This is a genomic window from Rhodococcus sp. DMF-1, from assembly GCF_021441945.1.
GTDB lineage: Bacteria > Actinomycetota > Actinomycetes > Mycobacteriales > Mycobacteriaceae > Rhodococcus > Rhodococcus ruber.
Map to the genome: position 1 here is coordinate 1,832,037 of NZ_CP090442.1, position 26,006 is coordinate 1,858,042.

Annotated in this window: 13 protein-coding genes and 1 pseudogene; 7 read left to right on the forward strand and 7 right to left on the reverse strand. The window is 72.4% G+C overall.

Annotated features, from left to right (window positions below; translation table 11 throughout):
* Nucleotides 1–12: 12 nt before the first annotated feature.
* A complete protein-coding gene (locus tag LZP97_RS08445) occupies nt 13–1,824 on the reverse strand; it encodes a pyruvate kinase (RefSeq protein ID WP_048771084.1) in 1,812 nt (603 codons plus the stop codon).
* A 118-nt stretch (nt 1,825–1,942) separates the two neighbouring features.
* Here LZP97_RS08445 and LZP97_RS08450 point away from each other — a divergent pair, with 118 nt between their 5' ends.
* Nucleotides 1,943–2,644, forward strand: a complete 702-nt coding sequence (locus LZP97_RS08450; RefSeq protein WP_048771082.1) for an alpha/beta fold hydrolase — start codon at nt 1,943–1,945, stop codon at nt 2,642–2,644.
* Nucleotides 2,645–2,653: 9 nt separating this feature from the next.
* On the opposite strand, the gene LZP97_RS08455 is transcribed toward LZP97_RS08450, so the two are convergent.
* Together LZP97_RS08455 and uvrA are read right to left on the reverse strand one after the other, a co-directional pair.
* Nucleotides 2,654–3,793, reverse strand: coding sequence for a lipase family protein (locus LZP97_RS08455; protein ID WP_010595366.1), 1,140 nt, complete (start codon nt 3,791–3,793; stop codon nt 2,654–2,656).
* Between the two features lie 51 nt (nt 3,794–3,844).
* A complete protein-coding gene (gene uvrA, locus LZP97_RS08460) occupies nt 3,845–6,778 on the reverse strand; it encodes an excinuclease ABC subunit UvrA (protein ID WP_010595365.1) in 2,934 nt (977 codons plus the stop codon).
* A 173-nt stretch (nt 6,779–6,951) separates the two neighbouring features.
* On the opposite strand from uvrA, the gene LZP97_RS08465 reads away from it, so the two are divergent.
* On the forward strand, nt 6,952–7,641 hold the full coding sequence (locus LZP97_RS08465; RefSeq protein WP_010595364.1) for an MBL fold metallo-hydrolase: 690 nt from the start codon (nt 6,952–6,954) through the stop codon (nt 7,639–7,641).
* Between the two features lie 138 nt (nt 7,642–7,779).
* Here LZP97_RS08465 and LZP97_RS08470 read toward each other — a convergent pair whose 3' ends face one another.
* Nucleotides 7,780–18,327 (reverse strand): type I polyketide synthase, encoded by a 10,548-nt coding sequence (locus tag LZP97_RS08470; protein ID WP_048771080.1) that lies wholly within the window; start codon nt 18,325–18,327, stop codon nt 7,780–7,782.
* 556 nt (nt 18,328–18,883) lie between these two features.
* Between LZP97_RS08470 and LZP97_RS08475 the strand changes: the two genes are divergently transcribed.
* The 3 genes from LZP97_RS08475 (at nt 18,884) to LZP97_RS08485 (ending at nt 22,083) form a co-directional block, all read left to right on the forward strand.
* Entirely contained in the window at nt 18,884–20,266 is a 1,383-nt protein-coding gene (locus LZP97_RS08475) for an aldehyde dehydrogenase family protein (RefSeq protein ID WP_048771078.1), read from the forward strand.
* 324 nt (nt 20,267–20,590) lie between these two features.
* Nucleotides 20,591–21,091: a DUF427 domain-containing protein gene (locus tag LZP97_RS08480; RefSeq protein WP_040272773.1), complete on the forward strand. Its 501-nt coding sequence runs from the start codon at nt 20,591–20,593 to the stop codon at nt 21,089–21,091.
* A 347-nt stretch (nt 21,092–21,438) separates the two neighbouring features.
* Nucleotides 21,439–22,083 carry a hypothetical protein gene (locus LZP97_RS08485; RefSeq protein ID WP_017681585.1) on the forward strand — a complete coding sequence of 215 codons (645 nt, stop codon included), beginning with the start codon at nt 21,439–21,441 and terminating at the stop codon, nt 22,081–22,083.
* 83 nt (nt 22,084–22,166) lie between these two features.
* Here LZP97_RS08485 and LZP97_RS08490 read toward each other — a convergent pair whose 3' ends face one another.
* Together LZP97_RS08490 and LZP97_RS08495 are read right to left on the reverse strand one after the other, a co-directional pair.
* Nucleotides 22,167–22,397 (reverse strand): alpha/beta fold hydrolase, encoded by a 231-nt coding sequence (locus tag LZP97_RS08490; RefSeq protein ID WP_234420092.1) that lies wholly within the window; start codon nt 22,395–22,397, stop codon nt 22,167–22,169.
* Complete coding sequence (locus tag LZP97_RS08495; RefSeq protein ID WP_234420093.1) at nt 22,394–23,005, reverse strand: alpha/beta fold hydrolase; 612 nt, start codon at nt 23,003–23,005, stop codon at nt 22,394–22,396. Before LZP97_RS08495 ends, LZP97_RS08490 begins: the two co-directional genes overlap by 4 nt.
* 201 nt (nt 23,006–23,206) lie before the next feature.
* On the opposite strand from LZP97_RS08495, the gene LZP97_RS08500 reads away from it, so the two are divergent.
* Nucleotides 23,207–23,407 (forward strand): helix-turn-helix domain-containing protein, encoded by a 201-nt coding sequence (locus LZP97_RS08500; RefSeq protein ID WP_228287191.1) that lies wholly within the window; start codon nt 23,207–23,209, stop codon nt 23,405–23,407.
* A gap of 135 nt (nt 23,408–23,542) precedes the next feature.
* A pseudogene (locus LZP97_RS08505) lies at nt 23,543–24,973 on the forward strand (DUF1254 domain-containing protein).
* Nucleotides 24,974–25,391: 418 nt separating this feature from the next.
* Here LZP97_RS08505 and LZP97_RS27385 read toward each other — a convergent pair.
* Entirely contained in the window at nt 25,392–25,952 is a 561-nt protein-coding gene (locus tag LZP97_RS27385) for an NAD(P)-binding protein (RefSeq protein ID WP_307718188.1), read from the reverse strand.
* Nucleotides 25,953–26,006: the final 54 nt, after the last annotated feature.

Below are 26,006 nucleotides of genomic sequence, written 5' to 3' on the forward strand. Positions count from 1 at the left end.
CCCGGGCCGGTCTCACCGCAGCGGCACGCCCGGCTCCTCCCAGGCCCGCAGGCGCCGCAGCAGCGAGTCCTTCTTGCGCTGATGGTCGGCCATCCGGCACAGCACGTCGTCGAGGAACCGCACCGCGTGGTCGACGTACGGGCCCTTGTTGAGCATCACGCATTCGGCGCGGCCCGACGCCGCGGCGTCGGTGATCTCCGCGCGCGAGGGACGGCCGGTGCGCGCGAGGGTGTCGAGGACCTGCGTCGCCCAGATCACCGGGACGTGCGCCGCCTCGCACACCCACAGGATCTCCTCCTGCACCTCGGCCAGCCGGCCGTACCCGGCCTCGACGGCGAGGTCGCCGCGCGCGATCATCACCCCGACCCGGGGTGAGTGCAGGGCCGCGAACAAGATGGCCGGGAGGTTCTCGAAGCCCGCCACCGTCTCCACCTTGAGGATCACCCCGAGGCGGGCGCCGCCGAGTTCGGCGAGCCGGTCCTGCAGGCGCGCGACGTCGGCGGCGCTGCGGACGAAGGACAGGCTGACCGCGTCCGCGTGCGTGACCACGAACGGCAACCGGTCCAGGTCCTCGTCGGTGAGCGCCGGCAGCCGCAACTCGGTGTCGGGCAGGTTGATGCCCTTGGCCGTGCCCAGCCGGGAGCCGCGCAGGTCCGCGTCGGTGATGCGGATCCGCAGCCGTTCCGGGCCGGCCTCCTCGACGATCCCCCCGATCCGGCCGTCGTCGAAGAAGATCCGGTGCCCGATCCGGGTGTCGTCGAACACCCGGGGCAGGGTGCAGCCGATCCGGGGCGGATGGGCGTCCGGGTCGGCCGGGGTGAGGTCCGGGTCCAGGATCAGCTCGTCGCCGACGTGCAGGGTGAGTCTGCGTTCGCGTGGCGGGAGCGCCGCGACGGCGGTGGCGTCACCGCGCGCGGTCAGCCGGGTGCCGGGTACGAGGTAGGCGGTGTCGGTCAGTTCGGTGCGTACGTCCCCGGCGGCGGTGCCGGTGACGACCAGGGTGCGTTTGGAACCGCGGGTGTCGCGGAAGGTGATGCGGTCGCCGGGTCGGCGCCGGGCCAGCCACAGCTCGTCGGCGACGGGGACGACCACCTCGCCGGGGGCGGCCGCGGAGCCGGGGCGGGTGAGCCGCACCTGGACGGGCGCGACGGTGCGGCCGAGCGCGTCGCGTTCGGGTTTGGCGTGCACCACCGCGGGACCGGGGGCGACGGGGCCGGTGCGCAGCTTCGGGCCGGCGAGGTCCATGGTGACGGTGACGTGCCGGCCGTGGGCGCGTTCGGCGCGGCGCACGTGCTCGATCATGGCGGCCCACGCGTCGGGTTCGTCGTGGGCGCAGTTGATCCGGACGAGTTCGGCACCGGCCCCGACGATCCGGTCGACGAGGTCGGCGTCGGTGGCCGCTTCGCTCGGCAGCGTCACCATGATGCGGGTCCGGCGGCAACCGCGGACGGGGCCGAGCAGGGCGGCGGCGTTGCGTTCGAGCAGGCGTTCGCCGGTGACGAAGTCGACCGGGCCGGGGCGGGTGTCGACCTCGGGCAGGTCCGCGAGGCCGGCCACGGCGCGGCGCACCGCGTCGACGGAGGCCAGGACGTGGGCTTCGGCGCGTCCCAGCGACGACAGTCCCCACGCGGCGAGTTGGGATTGCAGCACGCGGATGTCGCGGCGCCGCAGCGCGACGTAGTGCGCCAGGTTCTCCGCGCCGGCCCGGTGAGCGGGGTGCGCCTGCGCCCAGCGCTCGTCGGCGCCGGCCGCGGTGACGAGGCCGTCCCGCAGCTCGTCGAGCGCGGCGGCGAGGGCCGCGAGGTCGCCGTGCGCACCGGTCATGCGCCCACCGTAGGGGCGCGGAGTTTCGCGGGGTTTGCGCCCGGTTGAACAGTGTCGTTCCTGCGGGCGACCGTGTCGGTGGCCCGCACCGTCACCGGGATGCCCGAGGATGGTGGTCATGGGCACGCACCTGGTCCTCGTTCCCGGATTCTGGCTCGGCGCGTGGGCGTGGGAGGCCGTCGCCGAGGATCTGCGGGCGCGGGGGCATCGGGTCGACGCCCTGACACTGCCCGGGCTCGAGTCCGTCCGGGCCGACCGCTCCGGCATCACGCTCGACGACCACGTCGGTGCCGTCGTGGAGGCGGTGGCGGGCGGTGCGGTCGTCGTCGCGCACAGCGGCGCCGGCCCGGTCGCGTACGCGGCGTCGGACCGGGTCCCGGCGGACGTGGCCCGCCTGGTGTACGTCGACACCGGCCCGTTGCCGGAGGGCGTCGCGCTGCGGCCGGATCTCGATGCCGCCGTGGCGGAGATTCCGCTGCCGCCGTGGGCGGAACTCGAAGCGGCCGGCAACAGCCTGATGGGACTCGACGGCGCCGCGCTGGACCGGTTCCGGGAGCGGGCGGTGCCGCATCCGGCCGGTCCGGCGCGGACCCCGCTCGCCCTGCGCGGGGACGCGCGCCTGGCGGTCCCGACGACCGTCGTGTGCACGAGCTTTCCGTCCGCGTCGATCCGGCAGATGGCGCAGGCGGGGCACCCCGTGGCGAGTGAGCTCGGCCGGCTCGCCGACGTGCAGTATGTGGATCTGCCGACCGGGCACTGGCCGATGTGGTCGCGTCCCGCCGAACTCGCGGCGGTGCTCGACGCGGCAGCTCGCCGTTGAGGGGTGAGGTCACCCACCCGGGGCGAACAGGTCGCGGACGAACGCCGTCGCGTCGGACAGCGAGGCGCGCATCGTCTCGAGGTGACCGGCCGGATACGGGTGGAACACGAATCGCGTACCGGCCGCAGTCAGGTCGGCGACGAGCTTGACCGTGAACGGCGCCGGGGTGACGGTGTCGGTCAGGCCCTGACCGAGGAACAGGGGGCGATCGTAGCCGCGGGTGGGAATCTCGAGCATGTCGCGGGCGGCGCGGACCAGGGCCGGGTCGTCGGTGCGCCGCGCCAGCAGATCGCCGATCGACAGGTCCGCGAACTCGGCCGCAGCTTCCCGGTAGCACAGGTCCTCGAGCCGGGTGAGAACGCCGCGGCCCCGCGGGCTGAGGAAGCGGTCGACTTCGACCTCGGGGTAGGTCGCGCGCATCCCGGCCAGCAGGTAGGCGATGAACACGGCGGTGCCGGTGAGCGGCAGCGGCGGAAAGGCGGGGTCGCCGAGCGGCACGAGGTGCTCGATGTTGGACGGCACGCCCAGCGCGACGGCGCCGCGGTAGTCGAGTTCGGGTGCGTACCGGGTCGCGAGGGAGGCCGCGACCATGACGGCCTGGCCGCCCTGCGACTGGCCGAGTGCGACCCAGCTCGGCCCGAGGGACGGTTCCACCGTCCGGGCGGCCCGCACCATGTCGATCACGGCGTGCGCCTCCGACGGCCCGTCGAGGTAGGCGTGCACGCCGGGGGTGCCGAGGCCGACGTAGTCGGTGGCGACGATGGCGTATCCCTGGGCGAGCCAGTGCGCGAGGTATCCGTTGTCGATGCGGCCGTCGACCGTGGGGGCGCACCGGTCCGCGATCCCGACGGCGCCGTGCCCCCACGAGATCACCGGCCAGCCACCGGCGGGCGCGGCACCCGGCGGCACGAACACCGCGCCGGTGCTCAGGGCCGGCACCCCGCGGGGGCCGGTGGTGCGGTAGGTGACCACCGAGGCGGCGACCGCGCCGGGCAGCCACCACTGCCGCGGTAGGGGCTCGACCCGGACGACGCTGCCCGGCGGGTCCGTCTCACGGCTCGGCGGCTGCGCCGCCGCGACCCCGGCCGTGAGCAGCATGCTCGTCACCAGCACGGCGACGACCCCACGGACACGAGCCTCGACGAACATCCGCCTCACGGTCCCCCCTTTGCGGTCCGCGGCGCGTCGGCGCCGTCAGGGTCAGCTCGCCGCTGCCACCTTCCGTGGTGCGCGCTTGCGTGCCGGCTTGCGGGCGGGCGCCGGCTCCGGCGCGACGGGCTCGGCGAGCGCCTCGCTCAGGAACCTGCCGGTGTAGCTGCCCTCGACGGCGGCGACGTCCTCGGGTGTGCCCTGCGCAACGACGGTGCCGCCGCCCGAGCCGCCCTCGGGGCCCATGTCGATGATCCAGTCCGCCGTCTTGATCACGTCGAGGTTGTGTTCGATCACGATCACCGTGTTGCCCTTGTCGACGAGACCGTTGATCACGCCGAGCAGCTTGCGGATGTCCTCGAAGTGCAGTCCGGTCGTGGGCTCGTCGAGCACGTACACGGTGCGGCCCGTCGACCGCTTCTGCAGTTCCGCGGCGAGCTTGACGCGCTGGGCCTCGCCGCCGGACAGGGTCGGGGCGGGCTGGCCCAGGCGCACGTACCCGAGGCCGACGTCGACGAGGGTGCGCAGGTAGCGGTGGATCGAGGTGACCGGCTCGAAGAACTCGGCGGCCTCCTCGATCGGCATGTCCAGCACCTCGGCGATGGTCTTGCCCTTGTAGTGCACCTCCAGGGTCTCGCGGTTGTAGCGGGCCCCGTGGCACACCTCGCACGGCACGTACACGTCGGGCAGGAAGTTCATCTCGATCTTGAGCGTGCCGTCGCCCGAGCACGCCTCGCACCGGCCGCCCTTGACGTTGAACGAGAACCGGCCCGGCTGGTAGCCGCGCACCTTGGCCTCGGTGGTCGCGGCGAACAGGGTGCGGATCTTGTCGAACACACCGGTGTAGGTGGCCGGATTCGACCGCGGCGTACGCCCGATCGGCGACTGGTCGACCTGGACGAGCTTGTCGAGCTGGTCGAGCCCGTTGACGCGGGTGTGCCGGCCGGGCACCTGCCGCGCGCCGTTGAGCTTGTTGGCCATGACCGTCGCGAGGATGTCGTTGACCAGGGTCGACTTGCCGGAGCCGGAGACGCCCGTGATCGCGGTGAGCACGCCGAGCGGGAAGGCCACGTCGATGCCGCGCAGGTTGTTCTCGCGCGCGCCGACGACGGTGACCTGACGTTTGCGGTCGACCGGCCGGCGCTGCTGCGGCACCTCGATCCGCTGGCGGCCGGACAGGTACGCGCCGGTGAGCGAGTCGGTGCAGTCGAGCAGTTCCTTGTACGGGCCGGTGTGCACCACCCGACCGCCGTGCTCACCGGCGTACGGCCCGATGTCGACGACCCAGTCCGACGCCCGGATGGTGTCCTCGTCGTGCTCGACGACGATCAGGGTGTTGCCGAGATCACGCAGCCGGGTGAGGGTTTCGATGAGCCGGCGGTTGTCGCGCTGGTGCAGGCCGATGGACGGCTCGTCCAGGACGTACAGGACACCGACCAGGCCCGAGCCGATCTGGGTGGCGAGCCGGATACGTTGCGCTTCCCCGCCCGACAGGGTGCCGGCCGCGCGGGAGAGGGTGAGGTACTCGAGTCCCACATCGAGCAGGAACCCGAGACGTGCCTGGATCTCCTTGAGCACCTGCCCGGCGATGGCCTCCTCCCGCGCCCCGAGGGTCAGCGCGCCGAGGAACTCCGCGCATTCGGCGATGGACAGGTCGGAGACCTCGGCGATGGACTTGTGCCCGTGCTCGCCCGCGGCGACCGTCACCGCCAGAATCTCCGGACGCAGCCGCGCCCCCGCGCACGCCGGGCACGGGATCTCCCGCATGTACCCGTCGTACCGTTCCTTCATCTGTTCGGATTCGGTCTGTTCGAGCCGGCGGTGCAGGAACGGCATCACGCCCTCGAACTCGGCGTAGTACGACCGGGTCCGGCCGTACCGGTTCTTGTAGCGGACGTGCACCTGTTCCGGGCTGCCCTCGAGGATGGCCTTGCGGGCCTTGGCCGGCAGCTTGTTCCACGGGGTGGACATCTCGAAGCCCATGATGTCGGCCAGCCCGGACAGCAGCCGGGTGAAGTATTCGGAGGTCTGCCCCATCGACCAGGGCGCGATCGCGCCGTCCTCGAGGCTGAGTTCCGGGTCCGGCACGACGAGTTCCGGGTCGACCTCCTTGCGGATGCCGAGGCCGGTGCACTCGGGGCAGGCACCGTACGGGGAGTTGAACGAGAACGACCGGGGTTCGAGCTCGTCGATGGACAGCGGGTGCCCGTTGGGGCAGGCGAGTTTCTCGGAGAAGCGGCGCTCGCGGTCGGCCGCGTTCTCGTCCCGGTCGACGAAGTCGAGGACGACGATGCCCTCCGCCAGGCGCAGCGCGGTCTCGATCGAATCGGTGAGCCGCTGCTTGGCACCGGACTTGACCGCGAGCCGGTCGACGACCACCTCGATGTCGTGCTTCTCCTGCTTCTTCAGCTTCGGCGGATCGGTGAGGGGATGGACCACCCCGTCGACCCGCACGCGGGCGTACCCCTGCACGGTCAGCTGTTCGAACAGGTCGACGAACTCGCCCTTGCGGGTGCGCACGACGGGTGCGAGCACCTGGAACCGCGTGCCCTGCTCCATGTCGAGGACCTGGTCGACGATCTGCTGCGGCGTCTGCCGGGCGATCCGCTCCCCGCACTGCGGACAGTGCGCTGTGCCGGCGCGGGCGTACAGCAGGCGCAGGTAGTCGTAGACCTCGGTGATGGTGCCGACGGTCGAGCGCGGGTTCCGGTTGGTGGACTTCTGGTCGATGGACACCGCCGGTGACAGGCCCTCGATGAAGTCGACGTCGGGTTTGTCCATCTGGCCGAGGAACTGGCGCGCGTAGGCGGACAGCGACTCGACGTAGCGGCGCTGCCCCTCGGCGAAGATCGTGTCGAACGCCAGGCTCGACTTGCCCGACCCGGACAGGCCGGTGAAGACGATCAGGCTGTCACGCGGCAGGTCCAGGTCGATCCCCCGCAGGTTGTGCTCCCGCGCGCCACGCACGATCAGGCGATCCGCCACGCCACGTCCCTCCTCGTCGGATCCCCTGGATGGTCGGATCCGGTCGCATCTCGATTCACCGACGTCACGTCGCGCAACTCGGCCCTGGACCATGGTAGGCGCGCCCACCGACACGTTCCGGTTCCCGACCGCCGTGCACGCGGGCGACGGACCACGGCGGTAACGTGCCTCACATGTCGCAGCAGCCCTTGGTCATCGACGACGACTACACCGGCGAGGTCACCCCCGGCGGACCCGCGCAGCGCCGCACCGTGCCCGGCGCGACCATCGTCAAGCTGTCCGTCGGACCCATGGACAACAACACCTACCTGATCACGGATTCCGCCACCGGCAACTCGGTGTTCCTCGACGCGGCGAACGAGCCGGAGTTGCTCACCCGGTTCCTCGCCGAGCACGCCCCGAAACTCGAGCTGATCGTCACGACCCACCAGCACTGGGACCACTGGCAGGGCCTCGAGGCGGTCGCGGCCTCGACCGGGGTTCCCACGGCCGCGCACCCGCTCGACGCCGAGCCGCTCCCGGTCACACCCGATCGGTTGCTCATGGAGGGCGACACCGTCGCCGTCGGCGAGCTCGGCCTCGAGGTGATCCACCTGTCCGGACACACCCCGGGCTCGATCGCGCTGGTCCTCACCGAGACCGGCACCGGCCGGCACCACATCTTCACCGGTGACTCCCTCTTCCCGGGTGGGCTGGGCAAGACCGCGGACGCCGAGAAGTTCGCCTCGCTGTACGACGACGTCGACACCAAGTTGTTCGGCCGCTTCGGTGACGACACGGTGATCTACCCCGGCCACGGCAAGGACACCACGCTCGGCGCGGAACGTCCCCATCTCGGGGAGTGGCGCGAACGGGGCTGGTGACCCGGTGAGCTGCGGCAGGTCGCCGTCCTGCGGCAGCGCACTCGCGCAGCTGCGACGGTGGCCCCTCCGTGACCGGAGGGGCCGGCGTTCGTTGCGCAGACCACCTCCTCCGCGGTCACTCGGAGACCGCTCGCCGGCTCACAGACCCCGGTCGATGATGTCGAGGATCTCGTCACCGGTCGCGGCGTGAATCCTGCCGACCGTGTCGGCGCGGCTCCCCTCGGCTCCCTCGAGGTCGGCCAGCAGGGCTTCGAGCCGCCGCGCGACCGCCGCGCGTGCCTCGTCGTCGGCGCCGAGTTCGGCGACAGCCGCCCGCAGGCGGTCGATCCCGGCGACGGCCACCGACACCGGATCCGGGACCAGCTCGGCGCGCAGGAACTCGGCGACGGCCCGGGGACTGGGATGATCGAACACCACCGTCGGCGGCAACCGCAGACCGGTCGCGGCACCGAGATGGTTGCGCAGGGCGACCGCGGCGAGCGAGTCGAAGCCGAGTTCCTTGAACGCCTGGTCGGGATCGACCGAGTCCGACGCATCGTGGCCCAGGACTGCGGCAGCGCCGGCTCGCACCAGCTCCAGCACGAGGTGCCGCTGTTCCGGCACCGGCCGCTCGGTGAGCCGCTGCGCCCACTCGGACGGCCCGGATCCGTTCGGTCCGGACACGGCCGACCCCGATCCCGCCGCGCGGGGCCGCGACTGCCGCACGAGTCCGCGCAGCGGGGCGGGAACGGACGGCCCGGCCGGATCGGGGTGCTCGAGCCGGGCCCCCACCACCGCGGGGGCGTCGCCGGCGACGGCACTGTCGAACAGGTCCAGGGCGTCGGCCTCGCTCATCGCAACCAGACCGCTGCGGCGGGCCCGGGCGAGATCCCCCGCGCCGAGCCTGCCGGTCATGGCGCTCGGCGGTGCCCACATTCCCCACGCGATCGACACCGCGGGCAGGCCCTGGGCTCGCCGGTGCTGGGCGAGGGCGTCGAGGAACCGGTTCGCCGCCGCGTAGTTCGCCTGCCCGGGCGCGCCGAGGACCCCGGAGAGCGACGAGAACAGCACGAAGGCGTGGACCCGGGCGGTCAGCCGGTGCAGGTGCCAGGCCGCGTCCACTTTCGGCCGCAGCACCGCGTCGAGCCGGTCGGGAGTGAGCGAGGTGAGCGTGGCGTCGTCGAGGACACCGGCCGCGTGGATCACCGCGGTCAGGGGGTGCTCGGCGGGGATCCGGGCCAACAGCCCCGCCAGTGCCGCCTCGTCGGCGGTGTCGCAGGCGACGACGGTCACCTCGGCGCCCGCACCGCGCAGTTCGCGGCACAGCCGGTCACTTCCCTCGGCGTCGGGTCCGCGCCGGCTCGTCAGCACCAGGTGCCGCGCCCCGTGTGCGCTGACGAGGTGGCGCGCCACCGACGTTCCCAGCGTGCCGGTGCCGCCGGTGACGAGCACGGTGCCGCGGGGATCGAACAGCGGTCCGGACCGCTCGACGGCCGGCATGCGCCGCAGTCGGGGCACGAGCATCGTTCGGTCCCGGACCGCGACCTGCGGTTCCCCGCTGGCCACGGCCGACGTGATCGCCACGTCCACGTCCGTCTCGCGGTCGAGGTCGAGCAGCACGAACCGCCCCGGGTTCTCGTTCTGCGCGGAGCCCACCAGACCCCACACGGCCGCAGCCGCGAGGTCGACGTCGTGCCCGTCGGCCTCCTCGTCGGTGGCCGCCGCGTTGCGGGTGACGACCACCAGCACGCTGTCGGCGAACTCGGCGTCGTCGAGCCAGTCCTGCAGCAGTCGCAGCGTCCGGGCGCACAGGCGGTGGGTCGCCTCCGGCCCCGGGTCGCCGTCGGTGCCGCATCCCACCAGCACCGTCCAGGGCCGCCCGTCGTCGGGAGCGGCTGCCCTCGCGGTGCGCAGCGCCGCCGCGTCGGGACAGCGCGGGAAGCTCGAGCCCAGATCCGCGTCGCCGAGCACGACCAGCGGCCCGGGCGGCGGCGCGGACGGGACGTCGTCGATTCGGGTCCAGGCCAGCCGGTGCAGTCGCCGCGCGCCGGACGGGCCCGCGCCGTGCCCGTCGTCCGCCCGGGGTGTCACGTGCAGCGCTTCGACGGTCAGCACCGGCGCGCCGTCGGCATCGGCGGCGACGACGCGATGCCGCCCGTCCTCGCCCGTCCCGAACCGCACCGACACCGCCCGCGCACCGGTGCGGTGGAGCCGGGTTCCCGACCAGGTCAGCGGCCAGTCGTCCGGGCCGAGGACGGGGTCGAGCGCCGCCTGCAGCAGGTGCGGATGGATGCCGAAGCCGCTCGGGTCGAGGTCGTCGTCGAGGCGCACCTCGGTCGCGGTGTCGCCCGGGAGCCGGTCCGGTGGCGCTGCGGGCACGTCGTCGACGGTCGCCGACGCGTTCCGCACCCAGGGGCCGTCGGCCGGTCCGATGTTCGACGAGACGGTGACGGTGCGCGCGCCGTCGTCGCCGGCGGGCGACACGAGCACCCGGATCGGCAGCAGCCCCGCGGCCGGGAGGACCAGGGGGTGGTGCAGCGTGAGAGTGGCGATGCGCTCGCACCCGACGTGGTGGGCGGCGTGCAGGGTCAGCTCGACCAGGACGGCTGGTATCAGCGTCTGCGGAGCGTCGGTCGGTGGAGCGCCGTCGTCGGGCTGCGGCGCCGCGAGCGACGAATCCCGGTGCCGGGACAGCGCTCCGGTGAACACGGTGGTGTCGTCGTCGAGGGTCACGGCCGCGCCGAGCAGCGGATGCTCCGCGGGGCTCAACCCCAGCTCCGTCGGATCACCGCTGGTGCGTGCGGGCGCCGACGGCCAGAAGGAGCGGCGCCGGAAGGCGTACGTGGGCAGGTCCACCGGGCGGCCGGGCAGCACCCGATCCCAGTCGATCGTCAGGCCCTGCACGGACGCGGCGGCGACCGCCTCGACGAACCCCCGGGCGTCGTCCCCGCGCCCGGGCAGCGCGGCGATCGGGTGCGCGACGACCTCGGCGGCGTGGGCGGCCAGGCCCGCGCCGGGTCCGATCTCGACGCAGCGGGTGACGCCGAGTTCGGCGAGGGTGCGCATGCCGTCGTGGAAGCGCACGGCATCGCGGAGGTGCCGGCGCCAGTACTGCGGTGACGTCAGTTCCTCGGCCGTGGCGACGCGCCCGGTGAGGGTGGAGACGACGGGGATCGTCGGCGGCTGCGCCGCCGTGCTCGACACGACGGTGGTGAACTCGTCGAGGACGGGGTCCATCAGCGCCGAGTGGAATGCGCGTTCGACCCGCAGCGGGGTGACCGGGATCCCTGCGGTGGACAGTTCGGCGGCGACGGTGTGCACGTCGGCCGCGGCCCCCGCGAGCACCACGGATTCGGCGCCGTTGACCGCGGCGAGGTCGACTCGGCCGTCGATCCGCGACCGGATGTCCTCCGGGCGTGCCCGGACGGCGATCATCGCCCCGGGGGCGGTGGCCTGCATCAGTCGTCCGCGCGCGGCCACCAGGGCGGCGGCGTCGGGCAGGCTGAACACGCCCGCGACGTGGGCCGCGGCGAGTTCTCCGATCGAATGCCCGATCAGGTAGTCGGGTGTGAGGCCCCATTCCCGCAGTAGTCGGTAGAGGGCGACCTCGACGGCGAACAGGGCCGGCTGGGTGTACTCGGTGCGGTCGAGTTTCGCGGCGGCGTCGTCCGCGTCGCCCCGGAGCACCTGCCGGATCGGGGTGTCGACGTGTTCGTCGAGCGCGGCGCAGGTCTCGTCCAGGGCGCGGGCGAACACCGGGTAGGTGTCGTAGAGGCCGCGGCCCATTCCGATCCGCTGCGCGCCCTGGCCGGTGAACATGAACGCCGTCTTCCCACGGGTGCTCGTCCCGGTGACGGCGTTGCCGCCTGCGCGTCCCTCGGCCAGGCGGGTCAGGCCGTCGCGCAGGTCGGCGAGCGTCTCGCCGGTGACGGCGGCGCGGTGCGTGAAGCCGGACCGGGTGGTGGCCAGCGAGTAGGCGAGGTCGGCGGGGTCCGGCGGGGACTGCGTGTCGAGGAGGTCGGTCAGCCGGGCGGCCTGCGCGCGCAGCGCCTCGTCGGACTTGGCGGAGAGCACCCACACCAGGGGCGACGCCGGCCGGGGCGGGGCCGGTGGGGCGGCGACGTCGGGGGGCTGCTCGAGGATCAGGTGGGCGTTGGTGCCGCTGATGCCGAACGAGGAGACGCCGGCGCGGCGGGGTCGTCCGGTCTGCGGCCACGCGATCGGGTCGGCGAGCAGGGCGACCTCGCCGGCGGTCCAGTCGACGTGCCGGGTCGGGGCGTCGCTGTGCAGGCTCGGCGGCAGCACGCCGTGCCGCATCGCCATCACCATCTTGATCACGCCGGCCACCCCGGCCGCCGCCTGGGAGTGGCCGATGTTCGACTTCACCGACCCCAGCCGCAGCGGCCGGCCGTCGCGTTGCTGCCCGTAGGTGGCGAGCACCGCTTGGGCTTCGATCGGGTCGCCGAGTGTCGTGCCGGTGCCGTGGGCCTCCACTGCGTCGATGTCGGCGGGGTCGAGGGCGGCGTCGGCCAGCGCCTGCCGGATCACCCGTTCCTGCGACGGACCGTTCGGGGCGGTGAGGCCGTTGGAGGCGCCGTCCTGGTTGACCGCGGAGCCGCGGATCAGGGCCAGCACCCGGTGGCCGTGGCGCTGGGCGTCGCTCAGCCGCTCGAGCACGACCATGCCCGCGCCCTCGCTGAGCCCGGTGCCGTCCGCTCGATCGGAGAACGGTTTGCACCGCCCGTCCGGGGCGAGTCCGCGTTGGCGGCTGAACTCGATCAGCACGCCGGGGGTCGCCATCACCGTCGCCCCGCCGGCCAGCGCGAGGGTGCATTCGCCGTCGCGCAGTGCCCGTGCCGCGAGGTGCAGCGCCACCAACGACGACGAACACGCGGTGTCGACGGTGACCGCGGGACCGGTGAAGCCGAGCGAGTAGGCGATCCGGCCGGAGGCGACGCTGTTGCTGGTGCCCGTCATGAGGTAGCCCTCGGCGTCGGTGTGTCGCCGGGTCATGAGGTGGAATCCGTAGTCGCCGCCCATCATTCCGACGTACACGCCGGTGTCGGTGAGACCGGGTGAGTTCGGCGGGATTCGCGCGTGTTCCAGTGCTTCCCAGGCGCTTTCGAGTAGCAGTCGGTGTTGCGGGTCCATCGCGACGGCCTCGCGGGGGCTGATCCCGAAGAACGCGGCGTCGAACCGGTCGGCGTCGTGGAGGAAGCCGCCGGCCCGCATGTAGGTCGTGCCGCTGCGCTCGGGATCCGGGTCGTACACCTCGTCGAGGTTCCAGCCGCGGTTGTCGGGGTACGCGCCCACGGCGTCGCGGCCGTCGCGGACGAGGCGCCACAGCTCGTCCGGGCAGGAGACCCCACCGGGGTATCGGCAGGCCATTCCCACGATCGCGATCGGGTCGTCGTCGCGGTGCCGGCGCGCCGCGGGGGCCGGGTGCGGGTCGTCCTCGGGGCCGAGCAGCCGGGCCGCGATCTCGCGGGCGAGCGCGTCCGCGGTGGGGTGGTCGAACACCACCGTCGCGGCCAGCCGCACCCCGGTGGCCGTCGTCAGCTGGTTGCGTAGCTGCACCGCGGTGAGCGAGTCGAAGCCGAGGTGCTTGAAGGCACGCTCCGGATCGATGGCCTCCTTCCCGTCGTGGCCGAGCACCGCCGCAACGTACGTGGTGACGATGTCGAGGACCCGGGCGTGCCGCTCGGCGGGGTCGAGCGCGCGCAGCTCGTCGGCGAGGCCGGGGGCCGACGGGGCGGCCGCGGCGCGCCGGCGGGACGGGCCGAGCACTCGGCGCAGGATCGGGGGAAGGGCCTCGCCGTCGGGCCTGCGGGAGGGCGTGGAGAGCCGTATCGGCACCGTCAACGCACGGTTCGCGGCGAGTGCCGCATCGAACAGGGCCAGCCCGGCCTCCGGGGTGAGGGTGTCTATGCCGGTGCGCTGCAACCGATCCAGATCGGCCGCATTCAGATGGGCGGTCATCCCGCTGGGTCGGTCCCACAGCCCCCAGGCCAGGGACAGTCCCGGTAGCCCCTCGGCGCGGCGGTGCTGCGCGAGCGCGTCGAGGAAGACGTTGGCCGCCGCGTAGTTCGCCTGGCCGGCGCCGCCGAGCACACCCGCCGCGGAGGAGAACAGCACGAACGCCGCGAGACCGCGATCGCGCGTGAGTTCGTGCAGATGCCAGGCACCGTCCACCTTGGGGCGCAGGACGGCGTGCAGCTGGTCCGGAGTCAAGGTGGCGGCGGTGGCGTCGTCGAGCACCCCGGCGGCGTGGACGACACCCGACAGGTCGGGGACCGCATCGAGCAAGGCCGCCACCGCGGCTCGATCGGCCACGTCGCAGGCCACGGCGCGGATCTCGGCGCCCGCGTCGGCGAACTCGGCGCGGAGTTCCGCTGCCCGCTCGGCGCGGACCGTGTGTCGGCCGGTCAGCACGAGCCGGCGCACCCCGTACCGCCGCACGAGGTGACGGGCGACGAGCCGGCCGATGGTGCCGGTGCCGCCGGTGACGACGACGGTGCCGTCGGGGCCGAACGGCACCGGATCCCCGTGCGGCGCATCGGTGGTGGGCGCCGCCGGCGCGAGCATGGGCGCGAGGAGTGTCCCGGCGCGGACCGCCAGTTGTGGTTCGTTGCAGGCCAGGGCCGCGGACAGCACACCGGGATCGGGAAGGTCACCGGGCGGCCGGTCCAGGTCCACCAGGGTGATCCGGTCCGGGTGTTCGTTCTGCACCGCACCGATCAGCCCCCACACGGGCGCGGCGCAGACGTCGATCGGTTCGTCGTCGGCGACCGTCACGGCGCGCCGCGTCGTCACCAGCAGTCGGGTCTCGGCGAGACGGTCGTCGGCGAGCCACGCCTGTACCGCCCGCAACGCCGCCTCCGCGGCGGCGTGCGCGCGCGTCGGCACGTCGGGTTCGTCGCCCGGTTCCCCGGCCAGCAGCAGGGTGCGGCCGGCGGGATCGCCGCCGGTGAGCGCCTCCCCGAGCGGGGTGAGATCCGCCGTCGGCGCGGCGCCGGCGTCGACCGGGATCCACTCCACGCGGTAGAGGCCGGTGCCGGTCGCGGCGGCCGGGGTGCGCGGACCGGCGAACGGCCGCAGCGCCAGCGACTGCGCGGTCAGCACGCGATGGCCGGCGGTGTCGTACGCGGCCACCCGGTACCGTTCGGGTCCGGCCGGGGCGATGTGCACGCGCAGGGCGACGGCGCCGACGGCGTGCAGCTGCACGTCGTCCCAGGCGAACGGCAGCCGCAGGTCGCGGGCGCCGGCCGCGGCGGCGGCGAACGCGATCAGGTGCAGTGCCGCGTCGAACACCGCCGGATGGATCCCGTACCCGGCGACCGTCGCGGCGGGGTCCTCTCCCCCGAGGCGCACCTCCCCGTACAGGTCGTCACCGCGGCGCCACGCCGCGCGCAGGCCCCGGAACGTCGGCCCGTACCCGTATCCGGTCTCGTCGAGCGCGTCGTACAGGCCGCTCACGTCGATCGGCGTCGCATCGGCCGGGGGCCACGGCCGGATCGGAACGGGCGCGGTGTGTACCGCCGCCGTGAGGGTGCCGACGGCGTGCCGGGTCCACGGGGTCTGCGCCGCGGCGTCCGCCGGACGGGAGTGCACCGACACCGTGCGGTGCCCGGCGTCGTCGGCGGTGAGGACGGCGACCTGCACCGCGAGCTCCCCACCGGTGGGAATCGCCGCGGGTGTCTCGAGGGTGAGTTCCGCGAGACGGCTGCAGCCGGCGCGGTGCCCGGCGTGCAGGGCGAGTTCGACGAACGCCGTGCCGGGCAGCACGACCGTGCCGTCCACGGCGTGCTCGTTCAGCCACGGCAGTCGGTGCGGCGACAGCACGCCGGTGAACACGGCGCCGCGACCGTCGCCGAGCTCGACCGAGGCGGCGAGCATCGGGTGGTCCCCGGCGTCCATGCCGGCTGCGGCATCACGTCGGGGCGCGCCCCCGTCCAGCCAGTAGCGGCGATGCTGGAAGGCATACGTGGGCAGGTCCACCCATTGCCGGTGACCGGCGCGGCGAGCCCACCCGACCCGGCCCCACTCGATGTGCGCCCCGGACACGTGTGCCTCGGCGAGGGCGGCGGTGAACTGACGCAGGCCCGCCCGGTCGCGGCGGAGGGTGCCGAGGGCGCGACCCGCGACGCCGGCCGCGTCCAGGGTCTCCTGCAGCGGCACGGTCAGGACCGGATGGCTGCCCGACTCGACGAACAGCCGGTACCCGTCGCGGGCCAGGGACCTCGTCGCGTCTTCGAAGCGCACCGGTCGGCGCAGGTTCCGGTACCAGTAGTCGGCGTCGAGTGCGGTGCCGTCCATCACGTCCCCGGTCACCGTCGAGTAGAACGGGATCCGCGAACGCTGCGGGGTGATCGGGGCGAGAGCGTCGAGAATGGGCCGGCGCAGCACCGAGACGTCCGCGCAGTGGGAGGCGTAGTCCACGGTGATGCGCCGGGCCTGGACACCGTCGGCCTGCCACCGCGCGACCAGCACCTCGAGGGCGTCGCCAGGGCCGGACACGACCGTCGCGGCCGGACCGTTGATCGCCGCCACCTCGACGGTCCCGGCCCAGGGTTCGATCTGCTGCCGCACGGCGTCCGCCGGCAGACCCACCGACGCCATGCCACCGCCGCGGCGGGCCGATTCCGTGATCACGCGGCTGCGGGCCGCGACGGCGAGCGCCGCGTCGGGCAGGGTCAGCGCGCCGGCGACGTGGGCGGCGGCGATCTCGCCCTGCGAGTGTCCGACCACGGCCGCCGGTTCGACGCCGTGTGCCTGCCACAGCCGCGCAAGCCCGACCATCACCGCGAACAGCGCCGGTTGCACGACGTCGGCCCGGTCCAGGGCGGACGGATCGCGGTCGCGGAGCACGTCGAGCAGCGCGAACTCGGTGTGCGGGGCGAGGGCGTCGGCGCACTCGCGCAGGCTGTCGGCGAACAGCGGGGAGGATTCCAGCAGTGCGGTGGCCATGCCGACCCACTGCGCGCCCTGCCCGGGAAAGACGAACACCGGCCGGTCGCCCGCCTCGACCGCGACGCCGGTGATCACACCGGGGTCGGGGGCGCCTCGGCCGAGCGCGTCGAGACCGGACAGCAGGGCGCGCGGGTCGGCGCCGAGCACGGCGGCGCGGTGGTGGAAGGTCGCGCGGGAGGTCAGCAGCGGGCCGGCCACCTGCGCGGGGGTCAGCTCGGGGTGGCCGGCGACGTAGTCCCGCAGCCGGTGCGCCTGCGCGCGCAGCGCCGGTTCGGTGTGGCCCGACACGAACCAGGCCACGACGTCGTCCGAGCCGTCGGTCCCCTCGGGGGGCGCGGCGTCCGGCGGTGGGGCCGGTTGTTCCAGCACGACGTGGGCGTTCGTGCCGCTGATGCCGAACGAGGAGACCGCCGCGCGGCGGGGCCGGTCGGTCGCCGGCCATTCCCGGTTCTCGGTGAGCAGGGACACCGATCCGGCGGTCCAGTCGACGTGGGGGGTGGGACGGTCGACGTGCAGCGTCTTCGGCAGCACACCGTGACGCATCGCCATGATCATTTTGATCACGCCGGCCACTCCGGCGGCGGCCTGGGTGTGCCCGAGGTTCGACTTCACCGAACCGAGCCACAACGGCCGGTCGGGGGGCCGATCGCGGCCGTAGCCGGCCAGCAGGGCGGACGCCTCGATGGGATCGCCCAGCGTGGTGCCGGTGCCGTGGGCTTCGACCGCGTCGACGTCGGCCGGGCCGAGTCCGGCGTCGGCCAGGGCCTGCCGGATCACCCGTTCCTGGGCCTGCTTGTTCGGGGCGGTCAGGCCGTTGCTGGCGCCGTCCTGGTTCACCGCGCTGCCGCGGACGACGGCGAGGATCCGGTGGTCGTTGCGCTGGGCGTCGGACAGGCGTTCCAGCGCGAGGATCGCGACGCCTTCGCCCCACGCCGTGCCGTCGGCCGCGGCGGCGAATGCCTTGCAGCGCCCGTCTCGGGCCAGTCCACGCTGCCGGCTGAACTCGACGAACACCGCGGGCGTCGACATGACGGTCGCCCCGCCGGCGAGGGCGAGTTCGCACTCGCCGTGGCGCAGCGCCTGCATGGCGAGGTGGACGGACACCAGGGACGACGAGCACGCCGTGTCGACGGTGATCGCGGGTCCGTTCAGTCCGAAGCTGTAGGCGACACGACCGGAGGCGACGCTCATCGCGGTGCCGGTGATGAAGTAGCCCGCGAGTTCCTCGGGCGGGGCGCCGCCCGCCCGTGCCGAGTAGTCGATCCCGGACAGACCGGTGAAGACGCCGATCTGCCTGCCGTGCACGGATCGCGGATCGATGCCGGCGTGCTCGAAGGTCTCCCAGCTCGTCTCGAGCAGGAGTCGCTGCTGCGGGTCCATCGCCAGTGCTTCGCGAGGCGAGATGCCGAAGACCTCCGGGTCGAAACCCGCCGCATCGTCGAGAAAGCTGCCGTGCACCGTGTACGTCCGGCCGGCCTGCCGGCCCGTCGGATCGTAGAGGTCCGCCGCTTCCCAACCGCGGTCCGCGGGGAATGCGGCGACGGTCTCCGTACCGGATTCCACCAGGTGCCACAGGTCCTGTGGGGAGCGGACCCCGCCGGGGAACCGGCACCCCATCCCGACGACGGCGATCGGTTCGCGGCTCACCCCTTCGACCTCGCGAAGCTTCTCCCGGGCCTGATAGAGCTCTGCGGTCACCCGTTTCAGATAGTCGAGGAGCTTCGCATCATCGGCCATAATCGAGCTCCAATCCGAGAGCCGTCGTGCCTGCGCCGAGAACTCGATGGTATCCGCCGCCCCCCACCCGGACACAGCGATCTGCTCGTGCGAGTGTGACCGGTGCGGCGTGCGAGACGACTGTGGGCGCGCCTCGGACGAATACCGTCCGGAGCGCTCGGGGACCTCCGCGGCCTTCCGATCGAGTTGCTCGTCGGGCTCTTGCCGCGCACCGACGTGGGCTGACCGACACGTATCCGCAGGGCACCAGCGGTCCTAGACTGTGGCGATGGGCATCGCTCCGGATGTCAGGGCGCAGAGCCGGATGTCAGGGCACAGAGCCGGATGTCAGGGCACCGAGCGTCGGCGCGGCACCGCCCGACTCGGTGCCACCCGCCGCCGCGGGCTCGGGCCGCCGCCCGGGTGCTGCTTGCGCCGGCGCATCGCGACGGCCCGCACCCGAGGTTCTGTCGTCGTCGACCTCGCCCCGGCCGCCCGTGTCGCCGTCCGCCGTTCCGCCGTTCCGCCGCGACAAGCCCACCGCACATCAACCCTCGACTTTCGCCTGGAGGACCCCGTGACCGGCACAGATACCGACACATCGGCAGAACTGCTGGCCCGGCTGCGGAAGGCCTACGCGACCGGACGCACGCGCGATGCCGAATGGCGCATCCGCCAGCTCCGCGGCATCGAGAAACTCGCCGACGAGCGCGAGGCCGAGATTGCGGTCGCCCTACAGGAGGACCTGGGCCGAAACGCGGTCGAAGCCTGGCTCGCCGACCTCGCTTCCACCCGGGCCGAAGCCGCCTACGCCCGCAAGCGGGTCCGGCGCTGGATGCTTCCTCGACCGAAGCCCTTGTCGCTCAACCAGTTTCCCGCACTCGGCTGGGTACAGTACGAGCCGATGGGAGTGGTCCTGATCATCGCACCGTGGAACTACCCGGTGTATCTGACGCTCGGTCCGCTCGTCGCGGCAGTGGCCGCCGGGAATTGTGCCGTGATCAAACCGTCGGAACTGGCCCCCGCCACGTCCGCTCTGCTCGCCCGGCTGATTCCGCACCACCTCGACCCGGAGGCCGTCGTGGTCGCCGAAGGCGATGCCGAGCTCACCCAGAGTCTGCTCGCGCAGGGTTTCGATCCCGCCCTGTACACCGGCGGCACCGAGGTGGGCCGCAAGATCATGGCCGCCGCCGCCCCGCAGCTCACGCCGGTGATCCTCGAGCTCGGTGGCAAGTCTCCCGTCGTCGTCGCCGAGGACGCCGATCTCGAGGTCACCGCGCGGCGTATCGCCTGGGTCAAACTCCTCAATTCCGGACAGAGCTGCATCGCGCCCGACTACGTACTGGTCGAGCGGTCCGTCCGCGACGCGCTCGTCGACACGATCGTCGACACGATCGCCCTGTTCCGCAGCGAGGAACCGCAGCCGGGGATGCGGGTAGTCAACCAGCGTCACTTCGATCGGCTCGAGGCGTATCTGGAGTCCACGACCGGGCGCATCGTCACCGGCGGCAGGTGCGATCGTGACTCTCTCACCGTCGAACCGACCGTGATCGTCGATCCGGCACCCGACGACGCGGTCATGACGGACGAGGTCTTCGGGCCCATCCTGCCGATTCTCACCGTCGACTCGGTCGACGCAGCCCTCGACTTCGTCGGTGCCCGCCCCAAACCCCTTGCAGCGTACGTGTTCTCCAAGTCGCTGAGCACCCAGAGGAAGATCACGCAGCAAATCAGCGCGGGTGCCGTGGTGATCAACCACGTCGGCATGCACGTCCTCGCGCCACAACTGCCGTTCGGTGGCGTGGGTGCCAGCGGAATGGGGGCATACCACGGACGCTACGGTTTCGAGGCGCTCAGCCACCGCAAGGCGGTGCTCGCCAAACCGTTCCGCCCGGATCCGGCGATGAACTACCCGCCCTACACCCAGGCTGCGCTGAAGATCATGCGGCGACTGTTCTGACCGGTCCCCCGACACCCTCCGGAACGGAGGACACCGACACCCTCCGGAACGGAGGACACCGACACCCTCCGGAACGGAGGACACCGACACCCTCCGGAACGGAGGACACCGACACCCTCCGGAACGGAGGACACCGACACGGCCGAGGACGGATCGACCGGTCGCGTCGGCCCCGACGGCTCGGAACCGGCGAGCCGCGCAGTGCTGCGGTCCTGGCTCGCCGCCCACGAACGCAGGGGCATCTCGGTTGCCCGGCACCCGCCCGGCAGCCCCGGCGCCTCGGTCGTCCTCGTACCCTGGGGAGGTGACCACGAGGAGGTCGCCGTGACAACCCGGCCGGAACCCGTCGAACCTGCTGCGGGGCAGGAGTCGGTCTGGGACTACCCCCGACCGCCCCGCCTCGAGACCTTCACCGGCTCGATCACCGTGGAACTGGGCGGCCGGACCATCGCGTCGACCACGCGCGCCTGGCGGGTACTGGAGACCAGCCATCCGCCGACCTACTACCTTCCCGCCGAAGCCTTCGCCGACGGGGTGCTGCGGGAGACGCCGGGCTCGTCGTGGTGCGAGTGGAAGGGCAGGGCGAGCTACTACGACCTGGTGACCGCCTCGCGGGTCGCGCCGAAAGCGGCGTGGACCTACCGCGATCCCTCCCCCGCCTTCCGGGCGCTCGCCGGGGCGGTCGCGGTGATGGCCGCCCAGGTCGACCGGTGCACCGTCGACGGCGAGGAGGTGGTCCCGCAACCGGGCGGTTTCTACGGCGGCTGGATCACCAGCTCGGTCGTCGGCCCGTTCAAAGGAATCCCCGGGTCGGCGGGCTGGTGACCGCTCCGAAGTACGCCGAAGCCGATGCGCGCCTGCGGGAGGCGCGGAAACCGGACTGGGTCGATGAGCGGTTCCTCGTCCGGCCGGCAAGGTTCGAGGTCGACGCCCCGGCGGCACGGACGATTCCCTGAGCCGCCGCGGAAGGCCGGCCGACCGGGACCGGGAGCGGTCGTTCCCCTTCCCGGGTCGACTCACGCCGCACTCTCCCGTCCCGGAAAACGCTGCGAACAGCACCCGGTGCGGCGGATGATCGAGAAACAGCGCCCGAGGGCGGTGGATCGTACGCGCGACCCTCCCGTTCCTGCGCGTGTCCGGCTCGTTCGCTCGACCTTCGGGAGACACCCGCCATGAGACTCGGCATCCTCGTTCTCGCCGTCGGCGCGTCGCTGCTCGCCGGCACCGGTGTTGCAGCGGCCGCCGATCCGGCCGTCCTCGGCGGCGGCTCCGGCATCGTCATGGACGGCCGGAACTACTGCACCCTCACCACGATCGGTCCCGATTCCGGGGGCCGGCTGGTCGGATTCACGGCGGGACACTGCGGAAACGCCGGTTCCACGGTTGCCTCGGAGGCGGATCCGGACGCCGGTGTGGTCGGCACGATCGCCTACACCGATGCGGACTTGGACTACGCGGTGATCGTGTTCGAGCCGGCGAAGGTGGTTCCCGTGAATCGGGTGGGAAACACGACGATCACGGGGATCGGGGGTCCGGCGCAGTTCCCGGACATCGTCTGCAAGCAGGGCCGCACCACGGGGCAGACCTGCGGGGTGGCCTACGGCGATGTGTTCGGTTCGGGGCAGACCTGGACGCAGACGTGCGTCGACCTCGGCGACTCGGGAGGCCCGGTGGTGGTCGGAACCACGCTCGTCGGCATGGTGAACGGCTATCTCACCGTTGCCTGCCTCGGTCCGGAGGTCGGCACGAGCATGACGGCCGTCGTCGGCGACGCCGATGCGCGGGGCGGGGCCGGGGCGGGGTTCCGTCCGATCTAGGGGCGCAGGTCGTGACGGCGCCGTCGCCCGGGTGCGGGACGGACCGGCGGCCACGACCGCATCCGGGGGGAGAGGTCCCTCGGTCAGCCGATCTCGGCGAGGAAGCTCTCCAGGATCCCGGTGACCCGGGCCGGGTCCTCCAGCGTCGAACTGTGGCCCACCCCGTCGAGTTCCACCAGTCGCGAGCCCGGGATCAGCGCGTGCATCTCGCGGGCGAGACGCGGCGGCATCTCGACATCCAGTTGTCCCGCGACGATCAGCGTCGGCACGCTCACCGCGGGCAGCTCGTCCCGGATGTCGGGGCGGACCATCATGCCGAGCATCGTGTTCGCCAGTGACGACCGGTCGGCCGTCGCCCACCGCCTGCGCCACACCTCACGCTCGGCCTCCCGGCCGGGGTCGGTGCGGAACGGTTCGCCGTAGAGTTCCTTCTCGATGCCGCGCAGCACGAGGGCCGGCGACGGCCCGAGAAGCCGGCCACGGCCGTGAGGGCAAGGTGCAGCGGGTACCTCACGGGCGGATGCGGCGTCGCGCCGGTGTTGAGCAGGGTCAGCGAGCGCAACAGGTCCGGTTCCCGCGCGCCGATGCGCATGCCGACGAAGCCCCCCATCGACAGCCCCACCAGATGCGCGGGTGCGAGGTCGAGCCGCCGGATCACGGTGAGCACGTCGGCGGTGAGCTGCTCGAGCTGGAATCCGGTCCGGGCGTGCCCGGATCGGCCCTGTCCCCGGAAGTCGAGGGTGAGGCAGCGGTACCGATCCCGCAGCGCCGCGATCTGCGCCTCGTACATTCGCCCGTCGAAGAAGAACCCGTGCAGGAACAGGATGGGCTCGCCCTCACCGCCGGTGTCCTCGCAGTACAGATCGACGTCCCGCACCCGCAGGTACGACCGTCGCGTATCCGGAATTCGAGGCATTGTCATGGCGCGCTCCGTGTCGACCCGGGACGCGGGACCGTCTCGGAATGGGTCGAGGATCGTTCCGGGCGCCGCCCGTGTCAAGGGGCGTGGCGACGGCGCTGTCCGGTAGCGCATTGCCGAGATAGCATTGCCGATATCTCGACGTCGCCTCGTCGAACGTCGTTCCCGGGTGTGGACCGTCTCTCCGATAGGCGGCGAGCGCTGGTGGACGAGCTGGCGGCGGCCCGGCGACGGCAGGGACTGAGCCAGACCCTGGTCGCGGCCCGGATGGGCACCTCCCAGTCGGCGGTGGCCCGACTCGAGCGCGGCGATCTCGATCCGCGCCTGTCCACCCTCGAACGGTACGCGCAGGCGGTGGGACAGACGGTCGACTGGCAGGTCCGCCCGCCCCCGGAGACGACATGAACATCTGGCCGCCCGTTCCTCCTCGCCGATCCGGCAGACAGTGAAGGCTGAGACGGCGCATCCTGAGTAGGTGGCGCGAGCCGTCGGGTCGGCGGCGGAGAATCTCGGCAAGGGCTATCGACACAGGAGGACGCGATGACCTCACCTGCGAACAGCACCCCGATTCCGCCCGGCATCGAGATGCCGGACGAGGTCCGCACCCGGTTGGGCACGCTGCGGTTCTTCGACGGAGTCCCGGACGACGAGACGACCCGGACACTGTTCGACAACCTGGACTTCCAGCGGGCGGTGTAGGCGTACCTGCTGGCGCAGCATCCGGTGTCTTGGGCGGCGTGGCGCCGGGGGCTGCTGCGCTGGGGCCCGGCGAACACCACGGTGGCGCTCTGGGAGGACCTGTGCCACCCGTGCACCGTCGGACCGGCGATGCACACGACCGTTGTGTACTTCTACATGTGGATCGACCTCCACGACGGACCCGTCGTCCTGGACGCCCCGCCCGACGTGTACGGCCTGATCGACGACTCGTGGGGGCGCTGGGTCGTCGACATCGGCGCGACCGGACCCGACAAGGGCCAGGGTGGCAAGTACCTGTTCCTGCCGCCCGGGTACGATGGCGAGGTCCCGGACGGCTACTTCGTGGTGCGGTCCCGTAGCTACGGGATGGGCCTCGTCTCGCGCGGTTTCCGCGACGAGCATGGCGACCCGCATCCGGCCGCCGACATGATCAAGGCGAAGACCCGGGCTTACCCGCTGGCTCAGGCCGACGACCCGCCGCCGATGCGATTCGTGAACGTCTCCTTCGAGCCGTGGGTCACCATCCCGGCCGCCGACTACCAGTACTGGGAGCTGCTCAACGAGGTGGTGCAGTCCGAGCTGCCGGAGTCATCCGACCCGGTCACGCTGGGGATGTTCGCCGCCGTCGGCATCCAGCACGGCAAACCGTTCGACCCCGACGAGCGGGTGCGGGCAATCCTGACCGAGGCAGCCGCGGTCGGCGACGCGACCGCCCGCGCGCTCCTCTACCGGGTCCGCCAGCCCGAGGCACGCTACTACCCGGACGGCGCCTGGCGGGTCTTCCTCTTCGCCGGTTACCAGTTCCAGGACAATGGCGCCGCGATGCTCGACACCGCCGCCGCGCTCGGCTTCATAGGGAGCGGATCGAGTCCGGCGTACCTGACGGAGATGGTCGGCGCCGGATCGCAGTATGTCACGGCGTTCGTCGACGCCACCGACGCGCCCTTCGACGGCGGCAGGTCCTACCGGCTGCACGTCCCGCCGAACGTGCCGGTCAACACCTTCTGGTCGATCGTCGTCTACGACACCCAGACCCGGTCGATGCTGCAGACCGACCAGGAATGGCCCACCGTTGCCAGCGACCGCGACATGATCTCGAACGAGGACGGCTCAGTCGACGTCCACTTCGGTCCCGAACGGCCCGAGGGCAGCCGCAACTGGATCCAGACCCTGCCCGGCAAGAGCTGGTTCGCGATAGTCCGGCTCTACGGTCCGCTGGAACCGTGGTTCGACAAGACATGGAGACTGCCCGACATCGAACCGGTCGGGTAACACTACGGGGGAGAGCAGCTCGTCTCCGGCCGCGAAGAACCGGGATCCGCTACGTCTTTCACCGCCACTCCCTGGTGGACGCGGAGGGTTTCGAACTCCCGACTGGTGTCCTGAGTCGTTGATTGTTTCATTGATTCGGGTGCAGTAGCGGGCGAGGTTCGCGAGGATCTCGTCCGCGGTCTTGACCCACACGAAGAGCCTCGGCGCCGTCCGCGGCGAGCAGCGTGATGCCGGCCCCGACCGAGCCGGGCAGGGTGTCCTTGGCCAGCGAGGTGATCGACTCCCCCACGCTCGCGACTGTCTGCTGCGACCACACCAGCCCCGACCTCCCCGCATGGACTGCGGCCCAGGCGTCCGACTCAGGTTCCCGGGAAGCCGTCATCGCGTGCCTCCTTCGGGCCGTTCCCGCGGCCGCCGCTCACCTCGAACCTAATCCCTCCCGGCGAGTCGATGCAACGATCGCCCGGCTCGGCCCCGCCGGGGCCGGTTCCGGCGCCGACCCGCCCGCAGAACACTCCGGAAACGAGAATCCGGACGTCTGGTGCAGCGATCCTTCGATGGTGAGGGCCCCGTGCCGGTAGGTCGTGGCCGCCCCGCCGAAATCGTCGTTGCGTTCGAGAACCAGGACCCGATGTCCTGCCCTGGCGTACAACGCTGCGGCCGTCAACCCGCCCAAACCCGATCCGATCGTGATCGCGTCGTATCCGTCGGTCATCGCGGTATCCCCCTCGCGTGCGGACCGGTTTGTCCGATCCCGGCACGGAACAGCCGTGATGGACTGCTGACAGTGCATTCGCGACCCGGTTCCAGGGAGCGACGCTCTAGACAACCATGTCAGGGCAAACAGCGACGGGACCGACTCCCGCACCGGGAGCCCGGGGTAACCGAAGCTACGACCCCGGCGCCGGCAACTGCCCGACATACACCGCGGGCGTGGCACCGGCTGGGGCGGTCTCACCGAGCACCCACCCGGCCACATCCCCTGCCCGGCCCCCGCGCGAAGACGGCCCCCACCCGAGTCGACCGCTCGCCG